This window comes from Paenibacillus sp. 2TAF8 (assembly GCF_052114825.1).
Classification (GTDB): domain Bacteria; phylum Bacillota; class Bacilli; order Paenibacillales; family Paenibacillaceae; genus Paenibacillus.
The window spans coordinates 172,542-184,637 of sequence record NZ_JBFRFN010000006.1 but is presented as its reverse complement, the minus strand read 5'-3'; the positions used below and the strand labels follow the sequence as shown (position 1 = coordinate 184,637).

At 44.1% G+C, this 12,096-nt stretch carries 12 protein-coding genes; 7 read left to right on the top strand and 5 right to left on the bottom strand.

Annotation, left to right across the window (positions count from 1 at the left end):
* Positions 1 to 84: 84 nt before the first annotated feature.
* Entirely contained in the window at positions 85 to 1,788 is a 1,704-nt protein-coding gene (locus AB4Z30_RS10965; RefSeq protein WP_441926612.1) for a methyl-accepting chemotaxis protein, read from the bottom strand.
* A gap of 390 nt (positions 1,789 to 2,178) precedes the next feature.
* On the opposite strand from AB4Z30_RS10965, the gene AB4Z30_RS10960 reads away from it, so the two are divergent.
* Positions 2,179 to 3,174, top strand: coding sequence for an LCP family protein (locus AB4Z30_RS10960; RefSeq protein WP_441926138.1), 996 nt, complete (start codon positions 2,179 to 2,181; stop codon positions 3,172 to 3,174).
* A 136-nt stretch (positions 3,175 to 3,310) separates the two neighbouring features.
* Positions 3,311 to 4,579 carry an acyltransferase gene (locus tag AB4Z30_RS10955; RefSeq protein ID WP_441926136.1) on the top strand — a complete coding sequence of 423 codons (1,269 nt, stop codon included), beginning with the start codon at positions 3,311 to 3,313 and terminating at the stop codon, positions 4,577 to 4,579.
* 178 nt (positions 4,580 to 4,757) lie between these two features.
* On the opposite strand, the gene AB4Z30_RS10950 is transcribed toward AB4Z30_RS10955, so the two are convergent.
* Positions 4,758 to 5,483: a hypothetical protein gene (locus AB4Z30_RS10950; RefSeq protein WP_441926134.1), complete on the bottom strand. Its 726-nt coding sequence runs from the start codon at positions 5,481 to 5,483 to the stop codon at positions 4,758 to 4,760.
* 215 nt (positions 5,484 to 5,698) lie between these two features.
* On the opposite strand from AB4Z30_RS10950, the gene AB4Z30_RS10945 reads away from it, so the two are divergent.
* Together AB4Z30_RS10945 and AB4Z30_RS10940 are read left to right on the top strand one after the other, a co-directional pair.
* A complete protein-coding gene (locus AB4Z30_RS10945; protein ID WP_441926132.1) occupies positions 5,699 to 6,664 on the top strand; it encodes a hypothetical protein in 966 nt (321 codons plus the stop codon).
* 35 nt (positions 6,665 to 6,699) lie between these two features.
* Positions 6,700 to 6,939 (top strand): NHLP leader peptide family RiPP precursor, encoded by a 240-nt coding sequence (locus tag AB4Z30_RS10940; RefSeq protein ID WP_441926130.1) that lies wholly within the window; start codon positions 6,700 to 6,702, stop codon positions 6,937 to 6,939.
* Positions 6,940 to 7,004: 65 nt separating this feature from the next.
* Here AB4Z30_RS10940 and AB4Z30_RS10935 read toward each other — a convergent pair whose 3' ends face one another.
* Positions 7,005 to 8,906, bottom strand: a complete 1,902-nt coding sequence (locus AB4Z30_RS10935; RefSeq protein WP_441926128.1) for an ATP-binding protein — start codon at positions 8,904 to 8,906, stop codon at positions 7,005 to 7,007.
* Positions 8,907 to 9,058: 152 nt separating this feature from the next.
* The gene (locus AB4Z30_RS10930) at positions 9,059 to 9,340 is read right to left on the bottom strand and encodes a hypothetical protein (protein ID WP_441926126.1); all 282 of its coding nucleotides are present in this window, start codon (positions 9,338 to 9,340) and stop codon (positions 9,059 to 9,061) included.
* A 146-nt stretch (positions 9,341 to 9,486) separates the two neighbouring features.
* Here AB4Z30_RS10930 and AB4Z30_RS10925 point away from each other — a divergent pair, with 146 nt between their 5' ends.
* The 3 genes from AB4Z30_RS10925 (at position 9,487) to AB4Z30_RS10915 (ending at position 10,396) form a co-directional block, all read left to right on the top strand.
* Positions 9,487 to 9,648: a hypothetical protein gene (locus AB4Z30_RS10925; RefSeq protein ID WP_192895060.1), complete on the top strand. Its 162-nt coding sequence runs from the start codon at positions 9,487 to 9,489 to the stop codon at positions 9,646 to 9,648.
* Between the two features lie 129 nt (positions 9,649 to 9,777).
* Positions 9,778 to 10,158 (top strand): hypothetical protein, encoded by a 381-nt coding sequence (locus AB4Z30_RS10920; RefSeq protein WP_441926124.1) that lies wholly within the window; start codon positions 9,778 to 9,780, stop codon positions 10,156 to 10,158.
* A 40-nt stretch (positions 10,159 to 10,198) separates the two neighbouring features.
* Positions 10,199 to 10,396 carry a hypothetical protein gene (locus tag AB4Z30_RS10915; protein WP_441926122.1) on the top strand — a complete coding sequence of 66 codons (198 nt, stop codon included), beginning with the start codon at positions 10,199 to 10,201 and terminating at the stop codon, positions 10,394 to 10,396.
* Positions 10,397 to 10,682: 286 nt separating this feature from the next.
* Here the strand turns inward: AB4Z30_RS10915 and AB4Z30_RS10910 are convergent, their stop codons facing one another.
* Positions 10,683 to 11,894, bottom strand: a complete 1,212-nt coding sequence (locus tag AB4Z30_RS10910; protein WP_441926120.1) for an MFS transporter — start codon at positions 11,892 to 11,894, stop codon at positions 10,683 to 10,685.
* Positions 11,895 to 12,096: the final 202 nt, after the last annotated feature.

Genomic DNA, 12,096 nt, shown 5'->3' with positions numbered 1-12,096 from the left:
CTGATCAGCGTGATATGACAAAAAAGCTGTTTCTTCCCCGGATATTCACGGGAGAAACAGCTTCTTTGTTCTTATTATTGCAATCTAGACTTTGAATTTGTTAACTTGTCCCTGTAACTCCTCAGCCATCTTGGATAACAATCCTGCCGAGGAAGCAATCTCTTCCATCGATGCCAGTTGCTCTTGTGTTGCAGCAGATACGTTATGAACGGCACCGGAAGCCTCGCCAGCAATATTGGAGATTTGATTCACATAACTCACAACCTCACTCGTACTAGCAGACATCTCCTCAGAGCCTGCGGATACTTCTTCGATCTCTCCGGCTACCTTGTTGGCAGCGTTCGAAATCTGTTCAAATGCTTGTCCAGCCGCAGCAACCAGCTCAATGCCGGCTTCTGTTTCATTGCTGTTTACTTTTACAGCCTCTACAGCATGATTCGTGTCCTGCTGAATCAGTTGTACAATCTGTGTGATCTGTTGTGCTGAAGCTGAAGATTCTTCTGCCAGTTTGCGCACCTCTCCCGCAACCACAGCAAAACCTCTGCCATGCTCCCCTGCACGTGCAGCTTCAATTGCAGCATTCAGGGCAAGCAAATTGGTTTGCCGGGCAATGTTGTTGATTACTTCAGTAATCGTGCCAATCTCGGCAGAACGTTCTCCGAGTCCTGTAACCAGTTCTCTTAAGGATGCAATGGAGTTACGAACCGCTCCCATCTGATCCACCGCTTGCTGAATAATTTTGTTGCCTTCCGACGACTGATTCGCCGCATCCACAGCGGATACGGATACGCTTTGAGCCAGTTCTGCAATCTGTTCGGACCCTAGTGCCATCTCATTCATCGCCTGTGAAGAACGCTTTACAATATCAACCTGATTCGATGTTCCTACAGATAATTCTTCCACCGTTTCGGTGATTTGCTCCGAAGCTTTCGCGTTTTGCTCTGCACTCGCGAGAAGCTCTTCCGATGAAGCCGCAACTTGCTCCGATGTTTCCGATACGGATTGAATCATCGAACGCAGATTTTGACTCATTGTATTGAAGGAGGCTGCCAAGACACCCAGCTCATCTCTGTTCTTCAATGTAATTGCCTCACCCGTCAGATCACCGTCAGCAATCGCTGCAGCAGCTTCACTCATCTTTTTAACCGGACGTGAGATCATACTCGCGATGAAGAGTGCAATAAATAAGGATAGCAGTGTTGCAACGATCGCTACAACTAAAATGATTGTAAATGTATTCTCAGCCAGCTTGACAGATTCGGCAGCAATTTCTTTCGCACTGCTATTCCCAAGATTGATCAACTGGGTAATGCTATCATTGGCTGTATACCACATTGGATAGGCTGCTGTATGTAGCATGCTGGACGTAGTAAAATCATTTTTGAGACCATAGTCGATGAACTCAGGCATTTTCTGCAAATAAGTATCGTAATTAGTAGAAAACTGTTCATACAGTTGCTCTGCTTGAGGATCACCCTTAATGAAGTTAAGCAGTTGTTTACGCTCATCTTCAATCTTGGCAAGCAACACTTTCAACGCTTCGTTCAGTTTCTCCGTCTCACTCGGATTCTGTTCCACAATAATAGCTAGTCCCAGTCTTTCCACATCCGACACATCACCGTTCATGATTCCAAGCAAACTTATACTTGGCATCGCACTTTGGTCGATCTGTCTTGATTTATCAGCCATTGTAAAAACTTGTGTCAACGTGTACACGCTAACAAAAATAAGCAAAGCCAAAACAATCGAAAAACCAGCCAATAACTTGCCACGAATCGTAAATTTCATTTTTCCCAATGCGTTACCCCGCACTTTCCCCATCTTCCCACTCCTCCAACTTTAGCCCATTAAACTAATACATCTGTATAATATATCGACACAGATGTTCTTGGAGTGAATATACGGCATTTTATTTTTATGTAAATTTCCCTTAACAACGAAACCAGAATATAAAAAATAAAGATATTCTTTATTGAGAGTATTCCGGGAATGTTTACTGTTTAGAAAGGCATGAAAATACGAAAATCTCCACAATGTGTGCCAAACTCTCATCAAACAAACAATTCGTAAAACAATATCGTATTTTTACGTATTTTCGGAGTTAAGGAGGACATTTTGCTTTCTTTTTGTTAAACTAGTTTGGGTATCTATCAGTTTATACATAGAAAGGTGAAGATTATGCTTAAAAAATGGTTATGGGGGACAGCCCTGACCTTGGCACTTGCTGTAACAGGAGTCATTGTCTACTACGGATATTCGATTGTTCATTTTGCCAATAGCATCTCGACTGCCTCCAGCGCCACTTCGAGCAGCGATTCAAACAACACACCAGACTCCGACACCTCCTCAGTCGTCATTCCGAAGTGGGACGGCCAGGAAAGAGTCAATATTTTGCTGCTTGGAGGTGACTCCAGAGGGGATGACGCGGGGCGTTCAGACTCGGTGATGGTGGCATCCATTGATCCCGTTTCCAAAAAAGCTCATCTATTTTCCGTGCTTCGTGACACTTACGTTGAGATACCAGGCCATGGCAAAAATCGCCTTAACGCTGCCTACTCCTTCGGGGGAGCCGAATTAACCAAAGAGACGGTCAGTAACCTGCTCGGTATACCGATTCAGCATTATGTCTACACCGACTTTACAGGCTTCATGGCTCTCGTTGATGCGCTGGATGGTATCGATATTGATGTGGAAAAAGATATGTACTACACGAGCAAAGCGGATAAACACATGTATGATATTGATTTAAAAAAAGGGCTGCAGCATATGGATGGCAAGACCGCCCTCCAGTATGTTCGTTTCCGGCATGATGCGACCTCCGACTTCACACGTACAGAGCGTCAGCGTATCTTTATGACCGAACTTGCCAAGAAGATGCAGAGCACCACTTCACTCTTTAAAATTCCTGATATGCTAGAAGCCATCGCCCCTTATATCAAAACAGATCTGAGTCCAACCCAAATGTTGAAACTCGCTTCTCTAGGTTTTGATATTCGTGTGAACGAAATCGATCAGCAGCAGATTCCCCCGAATAAATTGCTGACGAACGAACGAGCCGGGGCCGCTCAGGTATTAGGTGTAAATGTGCCCAAGCTTCAAGCTTATATTCAAAAGCTATTCCAAGAAGATAATGCAGCTTCCGATAGCTCAGCATCTGGGGAATCCAACCAGTAACTATCATAAAATCACTAGTAAAAAGGATGGCCTATGCCATCCTTTTTTAGTTCCTTTTTTCTCCTATTTAATGCAACGTTAATGTTTGGAGGGTAGTCTTAGATGATGACCCTGGCTACCCAAGGGAGGAATGCAAATGAAAAAACCGAAAATAGCCGAATGGACCGAGCTTCGCGGGTTAGCTTTTCTGGCCATCGTCATGCAGCATAACATTGCTGAATACATCTATCGGCCGGACATTGAGCAGCCCGACTCTATCATGATGACGATGATTTATCATCTGACGAGGTTTGGTACACCCACCTTTGTATTTTTATCAGGTGTGATGTTATTCTACCATCATCGCCATTCAAAACCGGATTATCCCCGCTTTATCGGAAAGCGGTTTGGTGATATCTATATGCCTTTTTTCATATGGACGCTCATCTACTGGTTAGCTGTGCGTATATTCACTCCTACGTTCTGGACTTCCGGTATGCCGGATCTGAGGAGCTTTATGGATGAACTATTTATCCCCCAGACGGGATATCACCTCTGGTTTGTGCTGATGGTATTCCAGTTCTATATTCTGTTTCCGTTGTTTCTCGCGGCAGCTCACGCTGTTCGTAAGCGGCTGGAAAAGCTCAAGCGTTTGACTCAGAAGCAAGTTATGTTAGCGATCATAGTCGTTGCAGCCATACTCTATATCGGGCTCATGAAATGGTCATATTACGATATGTATAACTGGACACAAGTGTTGTCAGAGCCATGGTCAAGCCTGCTGGAATACCGTTCATACTCATGGGTTATGTATTGGTTTTATTTTTTACTTGGAGCGGTATGCGCCTGGACGGTGGAGAACTGGAGGAAATGGACGGTGAAGGCCCTGCCTTGCACCATTGCCGTTTTTATCATGATGTATATCTGGATGGGATACGATGTGCTGCGCGGGTCGGAAGATACAATGAACCTAAATATTTCAACTTACCTAAAACCCAGCACGTTCATCAGTATTATGGCTCAGATGCTTATGTTCTACGGCTTCCTTGTTCTGCTGAACGGTAAAAACCTATGGTTTCAGCGTCTGCTCGCCTGGATTGGGCGCTATTCCTTCGGTGGTTATCTGGTCCATGCCTTAGTCATTTATGCCATCGCATATGTTACCAGACCGTTACATCTTAGCGGGTGGCATCTGCCTGTAACGATCATCTCATTTGCTGTCACCGTAATGACTGCTCTTGGCATTAGTTGGGCACTATCCAAGCTGCCAGGCTCTCGCTTCACGGTTGGATTAACACGCAGGAAGATACGGGTGTCCAATTCGTTTAGCAACAGGTTAACGAGTACTGATAAACGCCCCCAGAATCCAAGCCCTACTATTGGTACGGCACCCAAGAGCCAGAGCTTCTTAAAGACGAATCGATAGAAGCGACAGCAGCATTTAGCTGGCATTATCAAGTGACTGAGGTCTAATACCCTTAAAAACCCCTCAGATCTCTAGTGCACGCAAAGTAACATATAAAGAGCGTTCTCCCTGCGGAGGACGCTCTTTATATTCTTTCTCATTTTGTTTCGTAAACTAGTCCATTTGTTCAGTAAGGCGATTATCTCACTTCGTTTGAAGTGGTTCGCCCGGGCACATGCCCCGGATGAACAGGGACAGTATGGCTCTGTCGTTTTTGATGAACAAACTTTTGCAAATCACCTGTTAACTGCTCCTTTAACTGATTTACTAGCTGCGTCTCACTGATCCCCTTAGCTTGTGCAATTTCCGCTAAAGACTTGCCTGCATGCAACTGTTCTTGCAATTGTTCAGGTGTAATTCCGATATATTTCGCTATTGCCCCTTTATCTACCATTGAATGTTTCCCATGGTGTGTAAATTCACGTCGTAATTCGGTAAGTGGTGTGTTCACAACCTTTTTTAACTTCACATCCATATTGGCTTGAGTTGCTGCAGCCTGTTCCTTGGTGAGACAACCTTCTTTCACTGCTTGTTCTAAACGCTCTGACAGCGTCGGTTTTAGTTTTTGCAGCAACTGCTCCTCATTGAGTCCTTTGCGTTCCTTCGCAATCTGAGCCAAGGTTTTGCCGCGTTCCATCTCCTGCTTCAAATCACGGAGTCCAATCCCGAGCAAATCAGCGGTTTCACCGATCATAAACAGCCCATGCCCCGCCTGTATACAAGGCTTTTTATTCCCTCCGTCCGATTCGGACGGATTCCCATCTTGCGGCTCCGCTGGAGCAGCTAAAGCAGTGTGGCCTGGTGCAACCGCGATAATAATAACAGCTGCCCCGACTGCCAGCCATGATTTCCATTTGATCCTCATTGTTTATCCGCCTTTCATATGTCGATATCCTCTGCCTTCCTAGTTTGAACCCAAATTACAACTTTTTATGCTATAAAATCCAAAATGTCATCAATTTTCTCTCAAATGAGCACAAAAAAACCTATTTTTTTCAAAATATTTGAGTTATACTGTATGTAACTTCTTGATCTTACTGCATATTCCATAATCTAATGCAGGAGGGACGTTTTCATATCATGCAGCGAGAATGGCTAGATCCGTATATGCTTGACGTGAAGGCGGTGTTTGAATCCGTTGAAGAGCGGCTTCGGCAATACCCTGACTCACTGGCAGATCACGCACTTGAACAACTCCGTTTGCTCAATCCCGTCAGGAGAGATTCGGAACACAGTTCCATTGGTTACATCACGCCCTTATGGATGCAATACACAGATGGACTTTCGCCAGATCAGGCTCATCAACTTAGTACAGCTTGCTTGTTACACATGATGTATTTTCTCAATCTGGATGATGTCATGGATGAGCCAACTGAGGATGCGGTGCTGAAGTTATCTTTGGGAAATCTTTGTTACATGGATGCTCTTCAAGTCTATAGTGCATTATTTGAACCTTCTTCTGCCTTCTGGAACTACTTCAGACAGCTTCTTCAGGACTGGGCAGTAAGCGTGAATGGTGAATTACACATGGATTACTTTCAGCAAAATCCGCTTCTTATCGCCCAGAAAGCTTCACCGTCACTACTAGGGGCCATCGGTTCCCTGCTTTTACTGGGGCAAACAGATCGAATAACTTCAATCTGTGCTGGATTGAACATCGTACTCATGACTCTTCAGATGACGGATGACTTTACAGACACGAAACAAGATGCTGAACACGGAAACTACAACAGCTATCTTTCTCACATATCCGCAGCACTCCAGCAAGAATATCCGACTTTCCCTCTTAATGAATCTACATCTCACAATATATTTAACTCACAATTCATGAACAGTTATGCAGACATAGCACATCACTTCAATGACACACTTACATCTTCTAACGACGATTTACCACAATTAGTTTCCCTGAATTCTTATCTGTGCAAATTATTGGTACAAGCTATTCAGGAAATTGAACAGCGTAAAAAAGGACTTTATCAAGGTGGGTTTCACTACTGGATCAGCGAATCACAGTCCGAAACTGCTAATAAAGGGACAAGCTAATTCAGTTTAATCTAAATATGAAGGGAATGTTGACGATGATGGTGTCAGAAAAAACGTTGCATGAGGATATTATTGAGAAAGCTTGGACAGATGAGCACTTCAGACAACAACTACATTCCAATCCTAAGCAAGCACTGCGCGAGGCATTTGGTATTACAATTCCTGATCATATCAAGATCCGCACAGTCGAGGAGCAGCAAAATGATTATGTTCTTGTCATTCCACCTAACCCTTCCAAGGTCAATTATGACGTCAATTGCGGACCTTGGAGATAGTTTTAATCTTGGCAAACTAAAAAATCAGGGGTAGAACATTAAACTGGGTATCCTTCCCGAGTCCGTCATTTATCGAACTCGGGAAAAGATACAACAGCTTCTGTTCCTACCCCTTTTGTGCTTTTAAAACTGATCTGTCCATTCATCGCTTCCACGATACGGAAGGTAACCATCATACCTAGCCCAGTGCCTTTGATTTTATTGGAGAAATACGGTTCTCCTAATCGGGATAAGGCTTCCTCGCTCATCCCTTCGCCATTATCTCTGACATGCACCTTGACTGTTCCATCCTGTGAGTATGCCCAGATATCAATCTGACCTTGTCCACCCTGAAACGCCTCAATACTATTTTTAATAATGTTGATAAAAGCCTGTTTAAACTTCGAAGAATTTCCACGAATATAAATATTCGGCGGAATATCCGTTGTAATTTTTCCACCTTCCAGATTAGCCATCGGTACAAGTATACCTTCGATGTGATCAAATTCATCCGAAATATTTAATGAAATAATGTGATCGAATTCGGGTTTTGCAAAGGTAAGGAAATCCGTAATAATGCCTGAAGCCCGGTCGAGTTCTTCCAATGCAATGCGCACATATCCTTTATTTTTGTTATCCTCCTGCTCTGTCATAAGCTGAAGAAATCCTCGCGTCACCTGAAGTGGGTTACGCACTTCATGAGCAACCGAAGCGGCAAGCTCACTAATGATCTCCATCTTCTCGGATCGCTGCAATTCGTTGTTGAACAACTCCAGCTCTTTGGAGTACTCCAGTACTTTGTTATGCTTTTCCGCAAAACGGCTTCCAAGAATAGCAATTAACGAGATGACAAAGGCCACCATTGACCATTTCCACCACAAGAGATGGTACGCCCCATTGCGCTGATAATACCACAACAGTTCGACTACACTGATCAGAGAAAACGTGCCAAAACCGGATGCTAACAGGATTGCTTCACGGTTACGCTGCAGCGCTTTGGCTATTGTACCAACCAGCAGGATGGTAAGTAGAATAACCAGTACGATACCAACTACATGCTGTACAAGCAGACTGTACAATAGATCCCATTGCCCACCCGATACGACGTATATAAACAATGAGAACACTGCTATTATGGAATAAGCCCACTGAATTTTTCTTAGTTTGGTAAATATTCCGTATACTCCTGGTCCGATAATTTGTTCAAAGAAATAACAAAGTGCGGGCATCCCGAGAAGCATGGATAGATCAAACATAACTGAATACAAGTCACCATACACTTGAGAGAAGGTGTACAAGAATTGAGAGTAAGTGATCACCATTGTCCCTATGGAACCCATCACGACACATAGCGATACCCATAATCCTTTATGAAACTGCCCCAGGAAGAATGTGCAACTCAGCATTATTAGCGAGGTGAATACAAAAGTTGAACCCAGAATGATATCAATTAACCCATTATGGATATACTTCTCCTGCAGCATGGCGTATGGCCCGACTTGGACATCACCTTGAATGCCCACCCATCCTCTTTCATTTTGCGCCCAAATATAAAGTGTATTCCCAGAATTATCAGCTGATAACGGTAAAAAAACAGCATTATTGTCGTAATTATAATGATAATTCTCATATACTTTCCGATCTTCAAGATAAATCACAATATGAGTACCTTTAATATTTTCGAAACGAATCGCTGAACTTCCATCAGGCAAAAAGGGAATTGTCAAACGTGACCACAAAGATCCGGATGGTTCTTTCGTAATGTCCATCATCTGATCGGTGCTTTGTTTCTCCCAAATCTCATCTTTACCCATGGCCTCACTGATGAAACCTTGATCGCCCGCGTTCCCCCATTTCACTTCCCATCCTGTAATGGATACAGGCTGCCGAATCTCTTCTGGTGCGGCAAGTACAAGTCCATGCGGCAACCACAGAATCATCCAGACCGTCATCCACAAGACGATGATCGCTTTGGGTACATCTCTCATTCACAGCACCTCAAAGTTTTTATTTTCTCTTCTTGATATCTCCTCATATATCATTCGCCACCGTTTATCATGTCACCTTCTTATACAAAATCAAAATTCACATATAAGTAGATTTATAGTCTTTTTTCCATTTTATTGTTATACAAGTTCCATTACTCCCGTAAGTCCTCATACTGATTTTCGATCATCTCACGTTCCTTCTGTTCCACTTTCGTTCGAAACTCAAGCCATTGCTTCGTATCTTCATCATCGTAAATGGTCCATATGTCAGTGAACAAAAAATCACGTAGCTGAACGACCTGACCGGACCAGATACCACCAACCCAAAATAATCCATCCGGGCGACGAATAACGGTACGGGAAAATCCCGGAGTGGACGCTTTCTGTCCGATCCGAATACGCGTAATCATATTACCAAGTGTGTACCAGTCCATGAGGCACCCTCCTTATGTATCCAGGCTTTATCATAACATAGCCAAAACAAGAAAAGCTGTAAAAACAGGTTTGGCGATTCAACCCTGTGGATCATGTGTAATGGTTTTTCAAAGCACAAACACTCACTAACAAGGAGATGATTACAATGAATGAGCCTCATCGTACAGTAGAAGTTGAACATAAGGATGTACAACACAAATCAGATTCAAGTGTGGTCGCTTCTACATTCATTAAATATGCCGCATATATCATTATCTTTTTTGGTTTTCTCTACTTCCTCGTGAAGTATGTATTTCCGAAATTCTAACGAACTCCTGACATAACCTGATCTATTTACGGGGACAATATCATGCTCGGTATGGTGATGAAATACTGAAATGATGGGTTTACTATGTAGAATCGTTTGTACTACAAACTTGTATGGAAGGATGTGCTGATGATGTCTGATAAACCAATTAGCAACGTAGAAAGTGAACGCTATTATGACCGCTACCAGAGGTCCCGTGCTATTCCTCCTGAAACCGAAGTACCGGAAGGCGACATGGATACCTTCGATGAAGTTTCTGGGCGCCGTATTGAAATTGAGATGGAAGAATCGGAACTGCCACCCGTTTCTTCATCTGCTGTAGATGAAGAAGGTTTGGAATCCCGCTTGACGGAGACTCCACTGGAATCTGTACCTGATGCAGATTTGGTGCAACCCGGCAGCCCGGTGGACCCCGCCGCACCTGATCCCGATGCCTTGCATGGTACAGATCTGTTAAACGGCGCTGGAGCTGACGCTAAACCACAACAGAATATCCTGCCGCCACGTTAGTCGTTTTAATCGGCGTATTCTGACATTAGGAGCTGCTGACATGACCAACAATAATCAGAAAGTACAACGCGAAAAAACGAATAACCTTGTTACAGAGCGGGATATCGATCCTGATTTTGGACTCTTCACAGAAGGCTCTTTCCCTGGTGCACTGGAGGACAAAGATCAGCAAGGTGCGATCCAACATGCCATTCCCAAAGATCATCCTTCATATGAACCCTCTTCGGATAAATCTTGAATGTAATCTACAATTAAAACGTCGCGACTAGATGAATAGGTATGTATGCGCAATTTTGCGCTGAATATGATGCCGGAGAAACCTCGCAAAGTAGGGGTTTCTTTTATTTTTTCCACTTCAAAGCTTGCCCTGGTTTCTATAGAAAAGAAGATGACAACTTCATCTCCGCGCCATCTCCTGTCCATATAAGAAACCTATTCGTATCCATATCCATATCAAATCCTAGTTTCTAAATAAATCAATAACTAGACGTGATGCGTTTTAACATCTCATTACAGCTGGGCTGTTACTTCTCCACAGCTTTGGCCGCTCCCGGAATCTTGTACTCCAGTCTGGACCATTTCACCGCTATTGCAGTAGCCAGAAGTGCTAGACCGTTAATGATAAATATCCAGCGAATGGGTAGCCAGCCGCCAAGGACACCACCGATGATTGGTCCTGCCATCGTTCCAATCTGAGCAGCAGACTGGTTCAAACTGAAAGCTCGTCCCCGAAATGACGGTTCAGTAACTTGCACAATCATCGCATTGATCGCAGGAAACACTGCCGCAAAAAAGAGCCCGTAGACAAATCTTAATATGCCAAACGCAACATAGCCTGTAGTGAAAAACTGCAGCAAATTGCCTACCGCCCCACCGATCAGTCCGATCACTAACACTTTCCCAAAACCAATCCTTGACCCGAGCTTGCCCCAACGCGGAGCCATAATGACCGTGGCAACCCCTACCGCCGAGAAAATAATCCCTGAGCTTAAGGAAGCCCGATCAGGCTGAACGCCCATCTCCATGACATATACCGTTAATAGCGGCTCGAGAATCATAACGGAAAAGGTACATATGCCCATCATACTGAGTACAGTGACAAATACCCGGTTCGCTCTAGCTTCACGGATGTCATCCATAACATGCGAACGGGCCTTGTTACGATTAAAATTCTCTTCCTTGACCCAGAAGGTTGCAATGATCGCAGACACCAGCACAACTACCGCCGAAAATAGAAATGCACTCCGGTTGCCATAATAATGGCTGACAAACCCACCAAGCAGTGGACCGATAATACCACCTGTAGCTCCCGCTGTAGACATAATGCCCAATGCATATCCTGTCTTCTCCTCAGGTGTATTGGTCCCTACCAGTGCAATTGCCGCAGGCACAAATCCGGCAAGCAACCCTTGGAAAAGTCGAACCACAATCAGTGAATACGGATCTTGCACAAAAAAATTAATCAGATACAGGACGGCCAGGCTATATCCTGAACGAATTAACATCGGCTTGCGCCCATATTTATCTGCCAGCGATCCCCAGAAGGGTGATACAAGAGCGCTTGCAAGAAAGGTAATGCCAAAAGAAAGTCCTGACCAGAATTCCAGATGATTGTGCACGCCCAGATCGCTGCTTAGAAATAAGGGCAAAAATGGAATTGAAATTGAATATGCCGTACTGCAAAAAAAGACACCGGTCCACAATATGATCAGATTACGCTTCCAAGAGAAGTTCATATCCCCGCACGTCCTTTCCGTAAATGACGCCGGGACTGCCGTGTTTGGAGCGGACGGAACAGACCCGTACGTCCCCCTGATGCGGAAGCATTTTCCTTATTTTACACCTATGCTCTCTTGAAGACCATCCCCAGTTCACCAGATTAACACGGCTTGCATTGCCATTCTGCACCCGGAAACGGTATGATAGTTGAAGAAATAA